At 62.6% G+C, this 19,860-nt stretch carries 12 protein-coding genes; 6 read left to right on the forward strand and 6 right to left on the reverse strand.

From position 1 onward, the window contains the following. The first annotated feature begins 16 nt into the window (after window positions 1-16). The 5 genes from betA (at window position 17) to trxC (ending at window position 9,085) form a co-directional block, all read left to right on the forward strand. Window positions 17-1,714 carry a choline dehydrogenase gene (gene betA / locus DM807_RS03135; RefSeq protein ID WP_012274618.1) on the forward strand — a complete coding sequence of 566 codons (1,698 nt, stop codon included), beginning with the start codon at window positions 17-19 and terminating at the stop codon, window positions 1,712-1,714. A gap of 266 nt (window positions 1,715-1,980) precedes the next feature. Next, on the forward strand, window positions 1,981-3,723 hold the full coding sequence (locus tag DM807_RS03140; protein WP_012274619.1) for a potassium/proton antiporter: 1,743 nt from the start codon (window positions 1,981-1,983) through the stop codon (window positions 3,721-3,723). Between the two features lie 35 nt (window positions 3,724-3,758). Then, window positions 3,759-7,067 carry a mechanosensitive channel MscK gene (mscK, locus tag DM807_RS03145; protein WP_012274620.1) on the forward strand — a complete coding sequence of 1,103 codons (3,309 nt, stop codon included), beginning with the start codon at window positions 3,759-3,761 and terminating at the stop codon, window positions 7,065-7,067. A 45-nt stretch (window positions 7,068-7,112) separates the two neighbouring features. Then, complete coding sequence (gene selO, locus DM807_RS03150) at window positions 7,113-8,573, forward strand: protein adenylyltransferase SelO (protein ID WP_012274621.1); 1,461 nt, start codon at window positions 7,113-7,115, stop codon at window positions 8,571-8,573. A 77-nt stretch (window positions 8,574-8,650) separates the two neighbouring features. Next, window positions 8,651-9,085 carry a thioredoxin TrxC gene (trxC, locus tag DM807_RS03155; protein ID WP_012274622.1) on the forward strand — a complete coding sequence of 145 codons (435 nt, stop codon included), beginning with the start codon at window positions 8,651-8,653 and terminating at the stop codon, window positions 9,083-9,085. On the opposite strand, the gene DM807_RS03160 is transcribed toward trxC, so the two are convergent. Continuing rightward, entirely contained in the window at window positions 9,082-9,855 is a 774-nt protein-coding gene (locus DM807_RS03160) for a ParA family protein (protein WP_012274623.1), read from the reverse strand. The two genes, trxC and DM807_RS03160, sit on opposite strands and share 4 nt — an antisense overlap. Window positions 9,856-9,931: 76 nt before the next feature. Then, complete coding sequence (locus DM807_RS03165; protein ID WP_179027042.1) at window positions 9,932-10,831, reverse strand: LysR family transcriptional regulator; 900 nt, start codon at window positions 10,829-10,831, stop codon at window positions 9,932-9,934. Between the two features lie 165 nt (window positions 10,832-10,996). On the opposite strand from DM807_RS03165, the gene DM807_RS03170 reads away from it, so the two are divergent. Beyond that, window positions 10,997-12,184: an MFS transporter gene (locus DM807_RS03170; protein ID WP_223296423.1), complete on the forward strand. Its 1,188-nt coding sequence runs from the start codon at window positions 10,997-10,999 to the stop codon at window positions 12,182-12,184. Between the two features lie 34 nt (window positions 12,185-12,218). Here DM807_RS03170 and DM807_RS03175 read toward each other — a convergent pair whose 3' ends face one another. The 4 genes from DM807_RS03175 to gltB all read right to left on the reverse strand — a co-directional run bounded on the left by DM807_RS03175 (window position 12,219) and on the right by gltB (window position 19,846). Then, window positions 12,219-12,566: a YgiW/YdeI family stress tolerance OB fold protein gene (locus tag DM807_RS03175; protein WP_012274626.1), complete on the reverse strand. Its 348-nt coding sequence runs from the start codon at window positions 12,564-12,566 to the stop codon at window positions 12,219-12,221. A gap of 116 nt (window positions 12,567-12,682) precedes the next feature. Further along, complete coding sequence (gene hemE, locus DM807_RS03180) at window positions 12,683-13,747, reverse strand: uroporphyrinogen decarboxylase (protein WP_012274627.1); 1,065 nt, start codon at window positions 13,745-13,747, stop codon at window positions 12,683-12,685. Window positions 13,748-13,875: 128 nt separating this feature from the next. Continuing rightward, window positions 13,876-15,294, reverse strand: a complete 1,419-nt coding sequence (locus DM807_RS03185) for an FAD-dependent oxidoreductase (RefSeq protein WP_003249156.1) — start codon at window positions 15,292-15,294, stop codon at window positions 13,876-13,878. A 106-nt stretch (window positions 15,295-15,400) separates the two neighbouring features. Next, a complete protein-coding gene (gltB, locus tag DM807_RS03190) occupies window positions 15,401-19,846 on the reverse strand; it encodes a glutamate synthase large subunit (protein WP_012274628.1) in 4,446 nt (1,481 codons plus the stop codon). Between the last annotated feature and the right edge of the window lie 14 nt (window positions 19,847-19,860).

Raw genomic sequence — 19,860 nt, forward strand, 5'->3', positions numbered from 1 at the left:
ACACGAGGGTACTTTCATGTCCCAAGAATTCGATTACATCATCGTCGGTGCCGGCTCGGCCGGTAACACCCTGGCTACCCGCCTGACCGAAGACGCCGGCGTCACCGTCCTGCTGCTTGAAGCCGGTGGCCCTGATTACCGCTTCGACTTCCGCACCCAGATGCCAGCTGCCCTGGCCTTCCCGCTGCAGGGCCGCCGCTACAACTGGGCCTACGAGACCGATCCCGAGCCGCACATGGACGGCCGCCGCATGGAATGTGGCCGTGGCAAAGGCCTGGGTGGCTCGTCGCTGATCAACGGCATGTGCTACATCCGTGGCAACGCCATGGACTTCGACGGCTGGGCAGAACTGCCAGGCCTGCAAGACTGGACCTACCTGGACTGCCTGCCGTACTTCCGCAAAGCCGAAACCCGCGACATCGGCCCGAACGACTACCACGGTGGCGAAGGCCCGGTCAGCGTCGCCACGCCGAAGGCTGGCAACAACCCGTTGTTCCACGCCATGGTTGAAGCCGGCGTACAAGCCGGTTACCCACGCACCGAAGACCTCAACGGCTACCAGCAGGAAGGCTTCGGCCCGATGGACCGTTCGGTCACCAAGAACGGCCGCCGTTCCAGCACCGCCCGTGGCTACCTGGACCAGGCCAAGAAGCGCCCGAACCTGACCATCGTCACCCACGCTCTGAGCGACCGCGTGCTGTTCGACGGCAAGCGCGCCGTAGGCGTGACCTATCTGGTCGGCGACAGTGAAGAGCGCGTTGAAGCCCGCGCCCGCAAGGAAGTGATCGTCAGCTCCGGCGCCATCGCCTCGCCGCAGCTGCTGCAGCGCTCCGGCGTTGGCCCGCGCGCCCTGCTGGAAAGCCTCGACATCCCGGTTGTGCACGATCTGCCGGGCGTTGGCGAAAACCTGCAGGACCACCTTGAGCTGTACCTGCAGTACGCCTGCACCCAACCGGTATCGCTGTACCCATCGCTGCTTTGGTGGAACCAGCCAGCCATCGGTGCAGAGTGGATGTTCAAAGGCACCGGTATCGGCGCCAGCAACCAGTTCGAGGCCGGTGGTTTCATCCGTACCCGCCCTGAGTTCAAGTGGCCGAACATTCAGTACCACTTCCTGCCAGTCGCCATTAACTACAACGGCTCCAATGGCGTGAAGGAACACGGCTTCCAGGCGCACATGGGCTCCATGCGCTCGCCTGCCCGCGGCCGCATCCAGGCCAAGTCGAAAGACCCGCGCCAGCACCCAAGCATCCTGTTCAACTACATGTCCACCGAGCAGGACTGGCAGGAGTTCCGCGATGGTATCCGCCTGACCCGCGAAATCATGGCCCAGCCGGCGCTGGACCCGTACCGTGGCCGCGAAATCAGCCCGGGCGCCGACGTGCAAACCGACGAGCAGCTGGACAAGTTCATCCGCGAGCACGCCGAAACCGCCTTCCACCCGTCCTGCTCGTGCAAGATGGGCACCGACGACATGGCAGTGGTCGATGGCGAAGGCCGCGTGCATGGCATGAAGGGCCTGCGTGTGGTCGATGCGTCGATCATGCCGCTGATCATCACCGGCAACCTCAACGCCACCACGATCATGATCGCCGAGAAAATTTCGGACAAGATCCGCGGCCGCAAGCCGTTGCCGCGCAGCACCGCCAAGTACTATGTGGCGGGTGATGCACCGGTGAAAGGCAAGCCGATGCGTGAAGTGAAGCAGGCGTAAACCTGCACCGGCCTTTTCGCGGGTAAACCCGCTCCCACACGGACATCACAAATCTCAAGTATTGTGAAAATCCTGTGGGAGCGGGCGTGCCCGCGAAGAGGCCCGCCCAGGCAACACACGGAAAGGCACCCACTGCGGTGCCTTTTGCACATCTGCAGAAACGCTTTACATGCTGCCAATTCATCAGGTTAGAATCGATTGGCACGCGACCTGCTAGCGACACGCTATCAAGCCTCCTCCCGCCCGTTGTCCCGGAGTACCTGCCTTTGGATGCAAGCACCATCAACAGCCTGTTCCTGATCGGCGCATTGCTGGTGGGCGCAAGTATCCTGGTCAGTTCGCTGTCGTCGCGCCTGGGTATCCCTATTCTGGTCATCATCCTCGCGGTCGGCATGGTCGCCGGTGTCGATGGTGGCGGCATCATCTTCAACAACTACCCAACCGCCTACCTGGTGGGCAACCTGGCACTGGCCGTGATCCTGCTTGACGGCGGCCTGCGCACGCGGGTGGCAAGCTTCCGCGTGGCACTGTGGCCGGCGCTGTCGCTGGCCACGGTCGGGGTGATGATCACCACCGCCCTCACCGGCCTGGTTGCCGCCTGGCTGTTCAACCTGAGCTTGATCCAAGGCCTGCTGATCGGCGCCATCGTTGGCTCCACCGACGCCGCTGCGGTGTTCTCGCTGCTGGGCGGCAAAGGCCTGAATGAGCGGGTTACCGCCACCCTGGAGATCGAGTCGGGCAGCAACGACCCGATGGCGGTGTTCCTCACCGTTACCCTGATCGACATGATCGCCAGCGGCCAGACCGGCCTGCACTGGAGCCTGCTGGGCCACTTGCTGCGCGAGTTCGGCATCGGCGGGCTGTTGGGCCTGGGCGGCGGCTGGCTGATGCTGCAACTGGTCAACCGCATCAACCTGGCCGGCGGCCTGTACCCGATTCTGGTCGTGGCCGGCGGCCTGGTGGTGTTCTCGCTGACCAACGCCTTGCACGGCAGCGGCTTCCTCGCCGTGTACCTGTGCGGCCTGGTGCTGGGCAACAAGCCAATTCGCAGCCGCCACGGCATTCTGCACATGCTCGACGGCATGGCCTGGCTGGCCCAGATCGGCATGTTCCTGGTGCTGGGGCTGCTGGTCACCCCGCACGACCTGCTGCCCATTGCCCTGCCGGCATTGGGCCTGGCGCTGTGGATGATCCTGGTGGCGCGGCCACTGTCGGTGGTCGCTGCACTGCTGCCGTTCAAGGCCTTCCATGGCCGCGAAAAGGGCTTTATTTCCTGGGTTGGCCTGCGCGGCGCGGTGCCGATCATTCTGGCGGTGTTCCCGCTGATGGCCGGCCTGCCGGACGCCCAGCTGTTCTTCAACCTGGCATTCTTCATCGTGCTGGTGTCACTGCTGGTACAAGGCACCAGCCTGCCGTGGATGGCCAAGCTGCTGAAAGTGACCGTACCACCAGACCCGGCACCGATCTCCCGCTCCGCCCTGGAAGTGCACGTCACCAGCGAATGGGAGCTGTTCGTGTACCGTCTGGGCGCCGAAAAATGGTGTATCGGGGCCGCCCTGCGCGAGCTGAAAATGCCCGAGGGCACGCGTATTGCCGCCCTGTTCCGCAACGAGCAATTGCTGCACCCGTCGGGCAGTACCGTGCTGGAAGTTGGCGACATGCTCTGCGTGATCGGCCACGAGCACAACCTGCCAGCCCTGGGCAAACTGTTCAGCCAGGCGCCACAGCGTGGCCTGGACCTGCGTTTCTTCGGCGACTTCGTGCTCGAAGGCGATGCCGAACTGGGTGCGGTGGCAGCGTTGTACGGCCTGAAACTCGATGGCCTGGACGCGAAAATGCCGCTGGCGCAGTTCATCCGACAGAAGGTCGGAGGCGCTCCAGTAGTAGGTGACCAGGTCGAATGGCATGGCACGATCTGGACCGTGGCGACCATGGACGGGAACAAGATCCAGAAAGTAGGCGTCAGATTCCCCGAAGGAACGCGACCCGGACCAGGATTGTTCCTCTAAACTTCGTTTCTGCCGGATCCACAAGTAGTCTGCCTATGTCCCTGCGCGCGTACCTTCGCACAGCCCTGCTCGGGCTGTGCCTGTCTCTTCCTTTTGCGGCCTACGCGGCAGAAGCCCCGACCACCGCCAGCATTCAGAACAGCCTCGACAAGATCGCCGAGCGCAAGCTGCCCGAGGCCGACCAGAAAGCCCTGCAGCAGGTGCTCGAACAAACGTTGAGCCTGCTCGCCAGCAAGGAAGACAACGAAAAGAAGCTTGCCGCGCTCAAGCAGCAACTGACCAGTGCGCCGAAAGAAACCAGCGACAACCAGAAAGAACTGGCCAGGCTCAAGGAAAGCAAAGCCCTGCCTGTCGCGCAGCGTTACGCAACGCTGACCGTGCCACAGCTCGAACAGATGCTCAGCGAGCGCAACACCCAGCAGGGCGAGCTGCAAAAGGCGCTGTCCGAAGCCAACAGCCTGATCATCAACTCGCAAACCCGCCCCGAGCGCGCCCAGGCCGAAATCAGCAGCAGCCAGACCCGCACCCAGCAAATCAACAACATCCTCAAAACCGGCAAGGACGGAGGCAAGTCCATCAATGCCGACCAGCGCAACCAACTCAATGCCGAGCTGGCCTCGCTCAACGCACTGACGCTGCTGCGCCGCCAGGAACTGGCTGGCAACAGCCTGCTGCAAGACCTCGGCAATGCGCGTCACGACCTGCTGATCGAGCGCGCCGCGCGCCTGGAGCAGGAGATCCAGGACTTGCAGACGCTGATCAACGACAAGCGCCTGGCTCAGTCCCAGGAGGCGGTCACCCAGCAGTCGATCGAGGCGCAGAAGGCCGGCGGCAGCAGCCTGTTGGCCACCGAAAGCGCGGTCAACCTCAAGCTCTCCGACTACCTGCTCAAGAGCACCGACCGCCTCAACGAGTTGACCCAGCAGAACCTGCGCACCAAGCAGCAGCTCGACAGCCTGACCCAGGCCGACCAGGCGCTGGACGAGCAGATCAACGTGCTCAAGGGCAGCCTTTTGCTGTCGAAGATCCTCTACAAACAGAAGCAGACCCTGCCGCACCTGAAGGTAGACCGCGACCTGGCCGACCAGATCGCCGACACCCGCTTGTACCAGTTCGAGGTCAACCAGCAACGCGAGCAGATGAGCAGCCCGGTCACCTACGTCGACAAGCTGCTGGCCGCGCAACCGCAGGAAGATGTGACTCCGCAGCTGCGCAAGGCCCTGCTGGAAGTGGCCATCACCCGCAGCGACCTGCTGGAGCGGCTGAACCGCGAGCTGTCGGCGTTGCTCAATGAATCGATCACCCTGCAGCTCAACCAGAAGCAGCTGCTGGGCACCGCGCAGAGCCTGCGCACCACCCTCGACGAACAGATGTTCTGGATCCCCAGCAACAAGCCGCTGGACTGGGACTGGCTGCGTTATGTGCCGGAGCGTCTTGCCGACCAAGTTGCCAACCTGCCGTGGGGCTCGGGCCTGAAGGAACTGGCCGACGGCCTTAGCCAGCGCCCACTGTTGTTCCTGCCACTGCTGCTGGTGATCGGCGCCCTGCTGTGGCGGCGCAAGTACCTGTACCAACGGCTGGGCAAGGTGCACCAGGACATCGGCCACTTCCGCCGTGACAGCCAGTGGCACACGCCCCAGGCGATTCTCATCAACATCCTGCTGGCGATGCCGGTCAGCCTTGGCCTGGCACTGTGCAGCTACGCTTTGCAGATCGACGCCCGTGGGCAGAATGCCAACCTGGGCGCCGCGCTCTGGCAACTGGCCCAGGCCTGGCTGGTGTTCTACACCGCCTACCGCATTCTCGCCCCCGGTGGCGTGGCAGAAATTCACTTCCGCTGGCACAAGCCACAGGTCGAGTTCCTGCGCGGCTGGGTACGCCGCCTGGGCACCGTGGTGCTGGCGCTGGTTGGCGTGGTGGCAGTGGCCGAGCACCAGCCGTCGGCGCTGGCCGACGACGTGCTGGGCATCGGCGTGGTGCTGACCTGCTATGCGCTGATGGCCTGGCTGCTCAGCCGCCTGCTGCTCAGCAGCCCCGCGCACCGTGACACCTCGTTGTTCCGCAGGGCCGTGGGCGTAGCGTTCACCGCCCTGCCCATCGCCCTGTTCGTTGCCGTGTGCTTCGGCTACTACTACACCGCGCTGAAGCTCACCGACCGGTTGATCTACACCCTGTACCTGCTGCTGTTCTGGCTGGTGATCGAGGCCGCGTTCGTGCGTGGCCTGTCGGTAGCGGCACGGCGCCTGGCCTACCAGCGTGCGCTGAGCAAGCGTGCGGCGGCCAAGGAAGGGCTGGACGGCGAGGTCATCACCGAAGAGCCAACGCTGGACATCGAACAGGTCAACCAGCAGTCACTGCGCCTGATCCGCCTGGCCCTGCTCGGCGGCTTCATCGCCGGCCTGTACTGGGTGTGGTCAGACTTGATCTCGGTGTTCGCCTACCTCAACAACTTCGTACTGTACGAATACACCAGCGGCACCGGCGCGGCCGCCAGCATGGTGCCTATCAGCCTCGGCGACCTGCTGGGCGCGCTGGTGATCGTCGGCATCACCTTCGCCCTGGCCGGCAACTTGCCAGGCCTGCTGGAAGTACTGGTGCTGTCACGCCTGAACCTGGCCCAGGGCAGTGCCTACGCCACCACCACGCTGCTGTCGTACACCATCGTCGGTGTCGGGATCGTCAGCACCCTGTCGACCCTGGGGGTGAGCTGGGACAAGCTGCAGTGGCTGGTGGCCGCGCTGTCGGTGGGCCTGGGCTTCGGCATGCAGGAAATTTTCGCCAACTTCATCTCCGGCATCATGATCCTGTTCGAGCGCCCGGTGCGAATTGGCGACACCATCACCATCGGCAACCTGTCCGGCACGGTGAGCAAGATCCGCATCCGTGCCACCACCATCACCGACTTCGACCGCAAGGACATCATCGTCCCCAACAAGACCTTCATCACCGGCCAGCTGATCAACTGGTCGCTGACCGACACGGTCACCCGGGTGACGCTGAAGCTGGGCATCGACTACGGCTCCGACCTCGACCTGGTGCGCGAACTGCTGCTCAAGGGCGCACACGAGAACCCACGAGTGCTCAAGGACCCAGAGCCGATCGTGTACTTCCTCAACTTTGGCGAGAGCTCGCTGGACCACGAGTTGCGCATGCACGTACGTGACCTGGGCGATCGCAACCCGACGCTGGACGAAATCAACCGTTACATCAACCGCGAGTTCAAGGCACACAACATCAAGATCTCGGTGCGCCAGGTCGAGGTGTTCCTGATGGACCAGAAGGGCGGCAAACAGCAGCTTATTCCGCTGGAGCAACCTAAGCCGGATGGCACTGCACAGGCCTGAGTGGGCTCGAATGCTTTATTCTGTGCTGAACCCCAGGAGCAGCCCGTGAAAGCCCTCGACCAACTCAGCTTCGACAACCGCTTCGCCCGCCTGGGCGACGCGTTTTCCACCCAGGTGCTGCCTGAGCCCATCGCCGAGCCGCGGTTGGTCGTGGCAAGCGAATCGGCCATGGCGCTGCTCGACCTCGACCCCGCTCACGCCGAGCTTCCGGTGTTCGCCGAGTTGTTCAGCGGGCACAAGCTGTGGGAAGAGGCCGACCCTCGGGCGATGGTCTATTCCGGCCACCAGTTCGGCTCGTACAACCCGCGCCTGGGCGACGGCCGTGGCCTGCTGCTGGCCGAAGTACTGAACGATGCAGGTGAACACTGGGACCTGCACCTCAAAGGCGCCGGCCAAACGCCGTACTCGCGCATGGGTGACGGCCGTGCCGTGCTGCGCTCGTCGATCCGCGAATTTCTCGCCTCCGAAGCCCTGCACGCCCTCGGTATCCCCACCAGCCGGGCGCTGTGCGTGATCGGCTCCAGCACCCCGGTGTGGCGCGAAACCCGCGAAAGCGCCGCCATGCTCACGCGCCTGGCACAGAGCCATGTGCGCTTCGGTCATTTCGAATACTTCTACTACACCAAGCAACCCGAGCAGCAGCGTGTGCTGATCGACCATGTACTGGAGCAGCACTACCCCGAATGCCGTGATGCCGAGCAGCCCTACCTGGCCATGTTCCGCACCATTGTCGAGCGCAACGCCGAACTGATCGCCCGCTGGCAGGCCTACGGCTTTTGCCACGGGGTGATGAACACCGACAACATGTCGATCCTGGGCATCACCTTCGACTTCGGCCCGTATGCCTTCCTCGACGACTTCGATGCCAACTTCATCTGCAACCACTCCGACGACCGAGGCCGCTACAGCTACGCCAACCAGGTGCCCATCGCCCACTGGAACCTCAGCGCGCTGGCTCAGGCATTGACCACGGTGATCGAGGTTGAGCCACTGAAGGAAACGTTGGGGCTGTTCCTGCCGCTGTACCAGGCCCATTACCTGGACCTGATGCGCCGACGCTTGGGCCTGACCACTGCCGAAGAAGACGACATGGCGCTGGTCGAGCGACTGCTGCAATGCATGCAGCGTGGTGGCGTGGACTACAGCCTGTTCTTCCGCAAGCTGGGCGAACAGCCGGCGGCAGACGCACTCAAGGTGGTGCGCGACGACTTTATCGACCTGGCCGCTTTCGATGCCTGGGGCGCGGACTACCTGGCCCGTTGTGATCGCGAACCCGGTAATGCCGAAGGCCGCCGCGAGCGGATGCATGCGGTGAACCCGCTGTACGTGTTGCGCAACTACCTGGCGCAGAAAGCCATCGAAGCGGCAGAAGCGGGTGATTACAGTGAAGTGCGTCGGCTGCATCAAGTGCTTAGCCACCCCTTCGAAGAACAACCCGGTATGCAGGCCTACGCCGAACGGCCACCAGAATGGGGCAAGCACCTGGAAATCAGCTGCTCCTCCTGATTAACGCCAAACCCTGTGGGAGCGGCCTTGGGTCGCGATGGGCTGCAAAGCAGCCCCCAAAATATCAAGGAAACAACATGTCCGAACCGCTGGTAGTCCCCTGCCCCCACTGTAACGGCCTCAACCGCCTGCCCGCCGAGCGCCTGGGCGATACACCAAAATGCGGCCGCTGCAAACAGGACATGCTGCTGAGCACCCCTTTCGAGCTGACCGAAGCCAGCTACGCCAGCCAGATCAAGGGCGACCTACCGCTACTGGTCGACATCTGGGCCGACTGGTGCGGCCCGTGCAAGTCCTTTGCCCCCACCTTCGAACAGGCCGCCCGCCAGCTGACCGGCCGCTGCCGCCTGGCCAAGCTCGACAGCGAAGCCAACCGCAACCTTGCGGGGCAACTGGGCATTCGTTCGATCCCCAGCCTGCTGCTGTTCAAGAACGGCCGCGAAGTCAGCCGCCAGGCCGGGGCGTTTCCACTCCAGACGTTGCTGGAGTGGGTGCGTAGCCAAGGGGTTTAAGCGTTCTCTTCGAGCAACGAGTGCAACTCGACAAACTGCTGGGTCAGCTTGTGCTTGGGCTCCAGGTGAATCAGCGGCAGGCTGGCGTGGTGCGATTCACGCATCTTCACCGAGCTGCCCAGGTACACCGGCAGCACCGGTAACCCTTCGGCCAGCAGTTCGTCGAGCATCTGCTGTGGCAGGCTGGCACGGGACTGGAACTGGTTGACCACGATGCCTTCGACCATCAGGTCTTCGTTGTGGTCTTCCTTGAGGTCTTCGATCTCGGCCAGCAGGCCATACAGGGCCTGGCGCGAGAAGCTGTCGCAGTCGAAGGGAATGAGCACGCGATCAGCGGCAATCAACGCGGAAACCGCGTAGAAGTTCAGCGCCGGTGGGGTATCGATGTAGATACGCTCGTAGTCCTCGTCCAACTCGTCGAGCAGCTTACGCAGCTTGTTGATCTTGTGCTTGGCCTCAAGCTTGGGCTGCAGGTCGGCCAGCTCGGCGGTGGCGGTGACCACGTGCAGGTTGTCGAACGGCGTTTCGTAGATATCGACCTTGTTCTTCTTGCTGAACGGCCCGCTGGATAGGCTTTGCTTGAAAAAGTCGGCGATACCCATGGGGATGTCCTCGCCGGTCAGGCCAGTGAGGTACTGGGTCGAGTTAGCCTGGGCATCCAGGTCGATCAGCAAGGTCCGGTAGCCTTCATTGGCACTGACCGCCGCCAGGTTGCAGGCGATGCTCGACTTGCCCACGCCACCTTTCTGATTGAATACCACGCGCCGCATGATTGACCTCCGTGTTTCAACGAATGCCCGAGTATGTGGTGACGCTGCGGCAATGGCCAGTGCCATTTGACCGGCATCAGCCCTGGCCGACCACTTGCCCCGTCAACAGCTCGGCAAACGCTTTGGCCATCACCGAATTGCCGCGCTCGCGTTGCACCAGCCACACCGCCGACATCGCCCCTTCATCCAGCAGCGTGCGGTACACCACGCCTTCAATGCGCATGCGCTGGAACGACGCCGGCAACACCGACACGCCCAACCCCGCCGACACCAGGCCAATGATGGTCATCGCCTCCCCCGCCTCTTGTGCGAAGTGCGGGCTGAAGCCCGCCTGTCGCGCCAGGCTCAGCAATTGCGCATGCAGGCCGCTGCCATAACTGCGCGGGAAGAACACGAACGGTTCATGGGCCAGTGCCGCCATGTAAACACCCTGCTCAGTGCCCTCGGCCAGCGGATGCGAGGCATTGATCACCGCCACCAGCGGCTCGCGGAACAACTCGGTGGCCACCAGCCCTTCCGGTAGCGGCATCGGCCGCATCAACCCCACTTCGATCGATTCATCGAACACCCCTTCGGCAACATCACGGCTGCTCAGTTCCTTGAGGTTCAGGTGCACCGACGGGAAGCGCTGACGGAAGGCATGGATCGCCTTGGGAATTTTCGAGGTGAACGGAGCCGACGAGGTGAAGCCTATTTTCATCTCGCCCAGCTCTCCCAGTTGCGCACGCCGGGCCACATCTGCCGCCTTTTCTACCTGCGCCAGCACCTGCCTGGCCTCTTCAAGGAACAGCCGCCCCGCCTCGCTCAGCTCGACCCGACGATTGGTACGGTCGAACAGACGCGCCCCCAGCTCTTGTTCCAGCGCCTGGATCTGCTGGCTCAAGGGTGGCTGTGAAATACCCAGCTGCTGGGCGGCGCGGCCAAAGTGCAGCTCTTCGGCCACGGCGATGAAGTAACGCAGATGGCGCAGTTCCATGATGGGCTCCAAACAGGTCGTAAAACATCTTAAATAGGTCGAACAATATATTGGATCTAATCATTAGCCAGCTATATGCTTTTTTCATTGCGCCAGAGGTACCCGCCCGTGAAAACTGCTGTAGCCCCCCTTCCTGCCGAGCCCGAACCTGCCACCCTGAACGACATGTGGATCGAGAAAGGCACCCCCGCCTTCATGAAGACCGTGCTGGCCCTGTTCAGCGGCGGCTTCGCCACCTTCGCCCTGCTGTACTGCGTACAGCCGATGATGCCGCTGCTGTCCAAGGAATTTGCCATCAACGCGGCGCAAAGCAGCTTGGTGCTATCGGTGTCCACTGCCATGCTGGCGTTCGGCCTGCTGATCACCGGCCCCATTTCTGACCGCATCGGGCGCAAGCCGGTGATGGTGTTCGCCTTGGTCTGCGCCGCCCTGTCCACCCTGGCCAGCGCAGTGATGCCGAGCTGGGAGCTGGTACTGGCCACCCGTGCGTTGGTCGGCCTGTCGTTGAGCGGCCTGGCTGCGGTGGCAATGACCTACCTGAGCGAAGAGATCCACCCGCAACACATTGGCCTGGCAATGGGTCTGTACATCGGCGGCAACGCGATTGGCGGCATGAGTGGGCGGCTAATCACTGGCGTCCTGATCGACTTCGTCAGCTGGCACACGGCGATGCTGACCATCGGTGGCCTGGCCCTGGTAGCCGCACTGGTGTTCTGGAAGGTACTGCCCGAATCGCGCAACTTCCGCCCGCAGATGATGAGCCCGCGCAGCCTTCTGGATGGCTTTGTCATGCATTTCAAGGATGCCGGCCTGCCCTGGCTGTTCCTCGAAGCCTTCCTGCTGATGGGTGCGTTCGTCACCTTGTTCAACTATATCGGCTACCGGCTGCTGGCCGAGCCTTACCACATGAACCAGGCGCTGGTGGGCTTGCTGTCGGTGGTTTATCTGTCGGGCATCTACAGCTCGGCGCAAGTCGGTGCCCTGGCTGACAAGCTGGGCCGGCGCAAGGTGTTCTGGGCCAGTATCGTGGTGATGGCCGGCGGCTTGCTGATGACCCTGGCCAGCCCGCTGGCCATGGTGATCGTGGGTATGCTGGTGTTCACCTTCGGCTTCTTTGGCGCACACTCGGTGGCCAGCAGCTGGATCGGACGCAGAGCGCTGAAGGCCAAGGGACAGGCGTCGTCGCTGTACCTGTTCAGCTACTACGCAGGGTCCAGCGTGGCCGGTACGGCGGGCGGGGTGTTCTGGCACCAGTGGGGCTGGAATGGCATTGGGCTGTTCATTGGCAGCTTGCTGGCGGTGGCGTTGCTGGTGGCGTTGCACCTGAGCAAGTTACCCCCTAAATCGAGCTGACCCAGGGGCCGCTTTGCGGCCCCAAAATCTCAGATCAGTTGATGATCTCGACAATATCCACATCCACTTCACGGCTCATCAGGTGCTTCTCCACCTCACCGGTCAGCTTGACCTTGGTCTTGTCGTTGAACGGCGTCGGCGGCAGGTCTTCGTCATCGATCTCGACGGTAATGGTGCCGGTGTTGTCCTTGAACTCGTACTTGTCGTCGTTGTTGATCTTCTTGGTCACGAAGCCCTGCAGCACCACCGGGGTGTCATCGGCAGCGTCGTTGGCAGCGGCGACGGTGGTGACCGACTGGGCACCGGGGCCGGTATAGCCAGCAGCAAGTGCGGCAGTGCTGAACAGCGGGGCGAGGATCAGGGCGAGATAACGGGTTTTCATGAGGATCGGGTCCTGTTTCGGTTTCGATGGGACCAGATTAACGACGTTCGCTGAATTAAAACTTAATGCAACAAAAAGCCCGGCACAGGGCCGGGCTTTGCTTTCCAGCAATCAACTCACTGGTGGTACTGCGCCGACAGTTCATGCACGGCATTGATGAACACGCCAGCATGCTCCGGGTCGACTTCCGGGGTAATGCCATGGCCCAGGTTGAATACGTGGCCTGTGCCTTGGCCATAGCTGGCCAGGATGCGCGCCACTTCCTGGCGGATGGCCTCGGGCTTGGCGTACAGCACGGTCGGGTCCATGTTGCCTTGCAGGGCCACCCTGTCACCCACGCGGCGGCGGGCGTCGCCGATCTCGCAGGTCCAGTCCAGGCCCAGTGCATCGGCACCGGCTTCGGCGATGCTTTCCAGCCACAGGCCGCCGTTCTTGGTGAACAGGATCACCGGCACCTTGCGCCCTTCGTGCTCGCGGATCAGGCCGCTGACGATCTTGCGCATGTAGGCCAGGGAGAATTCCTGGTAGGCCGCCGCCGACAGGTTGCCGCCCCAGGTATCGAAAATTTGCACAGCCTGAGCACCGGCCAGAATCTGGCCGTTCAGGTAGCTGGTGACCGACTGGGCCAGCTTGTCCAGCAGCAGGTGCAGGGCTTGCGGGTTGTCGTAGGCCATGGCCTTGGTCTTGCGGAAGTCCTTCGACGAGCCGCCTTCAACCATGTAGGTGGCCAGGGTCCAAGGGCTGCCGGAGAAGCCGATCAACGGCACGCGGCCGTTAAGCTCGCGACGGATGGTGCTGACCGCGTCCATCACGTAGCCCAGATCTTTTTGCGGGTCGGGGATGGGCAGTGCTTCGATGTCGGCCGGGGTGCTGATGACCTTCTTGAAACGCGGGCCTTCGCCGGTTTCGAAATACAGGCCCAGGCCCATGGCATCAGGGATGGTGAGGATGTCCGAGAACAGGATCGCTGCGTCCAGCGGGTAGCGGTCCAGCGGCTGCAGGGTGACCTCGCAGGCAAACTGCGGGTTCATGCACAGGCTCATGAAGTCACCGGCCTTGGCGCGGCTGGCGCGGTACTCCGGCAGGTAGCGGCCGGCCTGGCGCATCATCCACACCGGGGTAACGTCTACGGGTTGCTTGAGCAGAGCACGCAGGAAACGATCGTTCTTCAGGGCAGTCATGTCGGCATCCGGAAAAATAGTGCGGGCATTTTCTCAGACGCACAAAGAAAAGGCACGGCTGTTTGCCGTGCCTTTTCTCTATGGGTATGTCTTGGATCAATAGATTTTGTATACAAAATCTAAAACAGTCAGACCTCGAGGTAGTCCAGAATGCCTTCGGCAGCTGTACGTCCTTCGAAAATAGCCGTCACTACCAAGTCCGAACCACGCACCATGTCGCCACCGGCAAACACTTTCGGGTTGCTGGTCTGGTGCTTGAACTTGCCCTTCTCCGGTGCCACGACACGGCCCTGACTGTCCAGCTGAATGCCATGCTGCTCGAACCACGGCGCCGGGCTCGGGCGGAAGCCGAAGGCGATCACCACGGCATCGGCCGGCAGGATCTCTTCGGAGCCCGGGATCGGCTCGGGGCTGCGGCGGCCACGGGCATCCGGCTCACCCAGGCGGGTCTCGACCACTTTCACGCCTTCGACCTTGTCCTCGCCGACAATGGCGATTGGCTGACGGTTATAGAGGAACTTCACGCCCTCTTCCTTGGCGTTCTTCACCTCTTTGCGCGAACCCGGCATGTTGGCTTCGTCACGGCGATAGGCACAGGTCACTGCCTTGGCACCCTGGCGGATCGAGGTGCGGTTGCAGTCCATCGCGGTGTCACCACCGCCCAGCACCACGACCTTTTTGCCCTGCATGTCGACGAAGTCTTCCGGCGACTTCTCGAAGCCCAGGTTGCGGTTGACGTTGGCAATCAGGAAGTCCAGTGCGTCATGCACGCCCGGCAGGTCTTCGCCCGGGAAGCCGCCCTTCATGTAGGTGTAAGTACCCATGCCCATGAACACCGCGTCGTACTCGGCGAGCAGCTGCTCCATGGTCACGTCCTTGCCCACCTCGGTGTTCAGGCGGAACTCGATACCCATGCCGGTGAACACTTCGCGGCGGTTGCTGAGCACGGTCTTTTCCAGCTTGAACTCGGGGATGCCAAAGGTCAGCAAGCCGCCGATTTCCGGGTTCTTGTCGAACACCACCGGGGTTACGCCAGCGCGCACCAGCACGTCAGCACAACCCAGGCCGGCCGGGCCGGCGCCGATGATGGCGACGCGCTTGCCGGTTGGCTTGACCTTGGACATGTCCGGGCGCCAGCCCATGGCGAAAGCGGTGTCGGTGATGTACTTCTCCACAGAACCGATGGTCACTGCGCCGAAGCCATCGTTCAGGGTGCAGGCCCCCTCGCACAGGCGGTCTTGCGGGCACACGCGGCCGCACACTTCAGGCAGGGTGTTGGTCTGGTGCGACAGTTCCGCTGCAGCCAGGATGTTGCCTTCGGAAACCAGCTTCAACCAGTTGGGGATGAAGTTGTGCACCGGGCACTTCCACTCGCAATACGGGTTACCGCAGCCCAGGCAGCGGTGTGCCTGCTCCACGGACTGCTGCGGCTTGAACGGCTCGTAGATTTCCACGAACTCCTTCTTGCGCTGGCGCAGCAGCTTTTTCTTCGGGTCCTTGCGGCCCACTTCGATGAACTGGAAGTCGTTGTTCAGACGTTCAGCCATTTTTCAAAACCTCTTTACCGCAGTTGCCAGCCCTAGGCTGCAAGCTGCAAGACGATCACTTGAGCACGACGGACCCCGCGCACGGGGCCGTCACTTGCAGCTGTTCTTACTGCGGGTTGGCACGGGTGCTGGACAGCAGTTGCTTCAGGTTGGCTGCCTTCGGCTTCACCAGCCAGAAGCGCCGCACGTAGTCGTCCAGGTTCTCCGAGAGCTCACGCCCCCACTCGCTGCCGGTCTCTTCCACGTACTCGGCAAGGACGCGCGCCAAGTGGCTGCGGTAAGCCTCCATCGCTTCACCACTGATGCGCTGAATTTCCACCAGCTCATGGTTGAGTTTGTCGACGAAGGTGTTGTCCATGTCGAGCACGTAGGCGAAGCCGCCAGTCATGCCAGAACCGAAGTTGTAACCGGTCTTGCCCAAGACGCAGACAAAGCCACCGGTCATGTACTCACAGCAGTGATCGCCAGTGCCCTCGACAACAGCGTGGGCGCCGGAGTTACGCACAGCGAAGCGCTCGCCCGCGGTACCGGCGGCAAACAGCTTGCCGCCAGTGGCACCGTACAGGCAGGTGTTGCCGACGATGGCGCTGTGCTGGGTTTCGAACGGGCTGCCGGCTGGCGGCACGATGGTGACCTTGCCACCGGTCATGCCCTTGCCGACGTAGTCGTTGGCATCACCTTGCAGGTGCAGGTTCAGGCCGCCGGCGTTCCATACGCCGAAGCTCTGGCCCGCAGTACCCTTGAAGCGGAAGGTGATCGGGTTGGCGGCCATGCCCTGGTTGCCGTACAGCTTGGCGATTTCGCCAGAGATACGGGCACCGATGGAACGGTCGCAGTTGCAGATGTCGAGGTCGAACTCGCCACCGGCCTGGTCGCGAATCGCTGGCAGGGCCATTTCCACCATTTTCTCGGCCAACTCGCCCTTGTCGAACGGCGGGTTCTTGTCGACTTCGCAGAACTGCGGCTTGTCTGCCGGAATGTGCGAGCTGCCCAGCAGCGGCGACAGGTCCAGGTACTGCTGGCGCTCGGTGTCGCCTGGCAGTACGTCGAGCAGGTCGGTACGGCCGATCAGTTCGCCGAGGCTGCGCACGCCCAGCTTGGCCAGCCACTCACGGGTTTCTTCGGCAACGAAGGTGAAGAAGTTGATCACCATGTCGACGGTGCCGATGTAGTGGTCCTTGCGCAGCTTGTCGTTCTGGGTGGCTACGCCGGTGGCGCAGTTGTTCAGGTGGCAGATACGCAGGTACTTGCAGCCCAGGGCGATCATTGGTGCGGTGCCGAAGCCGAAGCTTTCGGCGCCGAGGATGGCTGCCTTGATCACGTCCAGGCCAGTTTTCAGGCCACCGTCGGTCTGTACCCGTACCTTGCCGCGCAGGTCGTTGCCGCGCAGGGTCTGGTGGGTTTCAGCCAGGCCCAGTTCCCATGGGGCGCCAGCGTACTTGATCGAGGTCAGCGGCGACGCACCAGTGCCACCGTCGTAACCGGAAATGGTGATCAGGTCTGCATAAGCCTTGGCCACACCAGCGGCAATCGTACCGACGCCAGCCTCGGCCACCAATTTGACCGACACCAGCGCCTGCGGGTTGACCTGCTTGAGGTCGTAGATCAGCTGGGCAAGGTCTTCGATCGAGTAGATATCGTGGTGCGGCGGCGGTGAGATCAGGGTCACGCCAGGTACCGCATAGCGCAGCTTGGCGATCAGGCCGTTGACCTTGCCGCCCGGCAGCTGGCCGCCCTCACCGGGCTTGGCGCCCTGGGCAACCTTGATCTGCAGCACCTCGGCGTTGACCAGGTATTCCGGGGTCACACCAAAGCGGCCGGTGGCCACCTGCTTGATCTTCGAGCTCTTGATGGTGCCGTAGCGCGACGGGTCTTCACCGCCCTCACCGGAGTTGGAACGCGCACCCAGGCGGTTCATGGCTTCGGCCAACGCTTCGTGGGCTTCCGGCGACAGTGCGCCCAGCGAGATACCGGCGGAATCGAAGCGCTTGAGGATAGCCTCCAGCGGTTCGATCTGCTCCAGCGCCAGTGGCTGGTCGGCCACTTTCACTTTCAGCAGGTCGCGGATCATCGATACCGGGCGCTGGTCGACCAGCGTGGTGTATTCCTTGAACTTGGCGTAGTCGCCCTGCTGCACAGCGGCTTGCAGGGTGTTGACCACATCCGGGTTGTAAGCGTGGTATTCGCCACCGTGGACGAACTTCAGCAGGCCACCTTGCTGAATCGGCTTGCGCGCGCTCCAGGCTTCGGCCGCCAGCAGCTTCTGGTCGCTTTCCAGGTCAACGAAACGCGCCCCCTTGATGCGGCTGGACACACCCTTGAAGCTCAGACCGACCACTTCTTCGGCCAAACCGATGGCTTCGAACAGCTGCGCACCACGGTACGAGGCGATGGTGGAGATACCCATCTTCGACAGGATCTTCAGCAGGCCTTTGGAGATGCCTTTGCGGTAGTACTTGAAGACTTCGTCCAGGTCGCCCAGCACTTCGCCGGTGCGGATCAGGTCGGCCAGTACTTCATACGCCAGGTACGGGTAAACGGCCGAGGCACCGAAGCCCAGCAGCACAGCGAAATGATGCGGGTCACGGGCGGTGGCGGTTTCCACCAGGATGTTGCTGTCGCAACGCAGGCCTTGCTCGGTCAGGCGGTGATGCACCGCACCAACGGCCAACGACGCATGCACAGGCAGCTTGCCTGGGGCGATATAACGGTCGCTCAGCACCAGCTGGGTCTTGCCCGCGCGCACAGCCTCTTCGGCCTGGTCGGCGATGTTGCGAATGGCCGCTTCCAGGCCGATGCCCTGCTCGTAATTGAGGTCGATCAGCTGGCGGTCGAAGCCTTCGCGCTCCAGGTTCATCAGCGAACGCCACTTGGCGGGCGAAATGACCGGCGAGCTGAGGATGACCCGCGATGCGTGCTCCGGGGACTCCTGGAAGATGTTGCGCTCGGCACCCAGGCAGATTTCCAGCGACATCACGATCGCTTCACGCAGCGGATCGATCGGTGGGTTGGTCACCTGAGCGAACTGCTGGCGGAAGAAATCGTACGGCGACCGCACACGCTGCGACAGCACGGCCATTGGCGTGTCGTCACCCATCGAGCCAACGGCTTCCTGGCCCTGCTCACCCAGCGGGCGCAGCACCTGGTCACGCTCTTCGAAGGTGACCTGGAACATCTTCATGTATTGCTTGAGCTGGTCAGCGTCGTAGCTGGCCACACCCTGGTCGTCGGTCAGCGTCGCCTGAATGCGGGTAGCGTGCTGACGCAGCCAGCGCTTGTACGGGTGACGCGACTTAAGGCGGTTGTCGATGGCGTCGGTGTCGAGGATCTGGCCGGTTTCGGTGTCCACGGCAAGGATTTGACCTGGGCCGACACGGCCCTTGGCCAGCACCTCCTCAGGCTGATAGCCCCAAACGCCGATTTCCGAGGCGATGGTGATGTAGCCGTTGGTGGTGGTTACCCAGCGCGCCGGGCGCAGGCCGTTGCGGTCGAGCAGGCACACCGCGTGGCGGCCTTCGGTCATGACGATACCGGCCGGGCCATCCCACGGCTCCATGTGCATGGAGTTGTATTCGTAGAAGGCGCGCAGGTCGGCGTCCATGGTCTCGACGTTCTGCCAGGCTGGCGGTACCAGCATGCGCACGCCGCGGAACAGGTCGATGCCACCGGTGACCATCAACTCCAGCATGTTGTCCATGCTCGACGAGTCGGAACCGACGCGGTTGACCAGCGGGCCAAGCTCTTCGAGGTCGGGGATCTGGTCGTTGGCGAACTTGGTGCGACGGGCCATTGCCCAGTTGCGGTTGCCGGTGATGGTGTTGATCTCGCCGTTGTGGGCGAGGAAGCGGAACGGTTGCGCCAGCGGCCATTTCGGCAGGGTGTTGGTGGAGAAGCGCTGGTGAAACACGCAGATCGCGGTTTGCAGGCGCTCGTCACCCAGGTCTGGATAGAACGCCGCGAGATCGCGCGGCATCATCAGGCCTTTGTAGATGATGGTCTTGTGCGAGAAGCTGCAGATGTAGTGGTCGCTATCGTGGGCGTTGGCCACCGACGAACGGCGACGGGCACTGAACAGCTTGATGGCGAATTCCTGGTCGCTCAGGCCTTCACCGCCGATGAACACCTGCTCGATCTGCGGCAGACGCTCCAGGGCCAGGCGGCCCAGCACGCTGGTGTCGATCGGCACCTTGCGCCATCCGACCAGCTTCAGGCCAGCGGCGAGGATTTCGCGGTCCATGTTAGCGCGAGCCGCTTCTGCTTTGACCGGGTCCTGGTTGAAGAACACCATGCCGACGGCGTATTGCTTGGGCAGCTCGACGGCGAAGTGTTCCTGGGCCACGGCACGCAGAAATTGATCGGGCTTCTGCATAAGCAGACCGCAACCGTCACCGGTCTTGCCGTCGGCGTTGATGCCGCCGCGGTGGGTCATGCAAGTCAGTGCCTGCATGGCGGTTTGCAGAAGGTGGTGGCTCGGTTCACCCGTCATATGGGCGATCAGGCCAAAACCACAGTTGTCCTTGAATTCTTCGGGATGGTACAGACCTGTTTTCATAGACACATTCTCAC

Origin of the sequence: Pseudomonas hunanensis (assembly GCF_013393325.1) — a bacterium.
Taxonomy (GTDB): domain Bacteria; phylum Pseudomonadota; class Gammaproteobacteria; order Pseudomonadales; family Pseudomonadaceae; genus Aquipseudomonas; species Aquipseudomonas putida_P.

Coding starts and splice junctions, on each gene's coding strand:
- DM807_RS03160 (WP_012274623.1), bottom strand. CDS start 9,855: ATGCGGCGCGTGGTATTCAATCAGAAAGGTGGCGTGGGCAAGTCGAGC.
- DM807_RS03185 (WP_003249156.1), bottom strand. CDS start 15,294: ATGGCTGAACGTCTGAACAACGACTTCCAGTTCATCGAAGTGGGCCGC.
- DM807_RS03175 (WP_012274626.1), bottom strand. CDS start 12,566: ATGAAAACCCGTTATCTCGCCCTGATCCTCGCCCCGCTGTTCAGCACT.
- DM807_RS03165 (WP_179027042.1), bottom strand. CDS start 10,831: ATGGAACTGCGCCATCTGCGTTACTTCATCGCCGTGGCCGAAGAGCTG.
- betA (WP_012274618.1), top strand. CDS start 17: ATGTCCCAAGAATTCGATTACATCATCGTCGGTGCCGGCTCGGCCGGT.
- gltB (WP_012274628.1), bottom strand. CDS start 19,846: ATGAAAACAGGTCTGTACCATCCCGAAGAATTCAAGGACAACTGTGGT.
- hemE (WP_012274627.1), bottom strand. CDS start 13,747: ATGACTGCCCTGAAGAACGATCGTTTCCTGCGTGCTCTGCTCAAGCAA.
- DM807_RS03170 (WP_223296423.1), top strand. CDS start 10,997: ATGTGGATCGAGAAAGGCACCCCCGCCTTCATGAAGACCGTGCTGGCC.
- mscK (WP_012274620.1), top strand. CDS start 3,759: ATGTCCCTGCGCGCGTACCTTCGCACAGCCCTGCTCGGGCTGTGCCTG.
- trxC (WP_012274622.1), top strand. CDS start 8,651: ATGTCCGAACCGCTGGTAGTCCCCTGCCCCCACTGTAACGGCCTCAAC.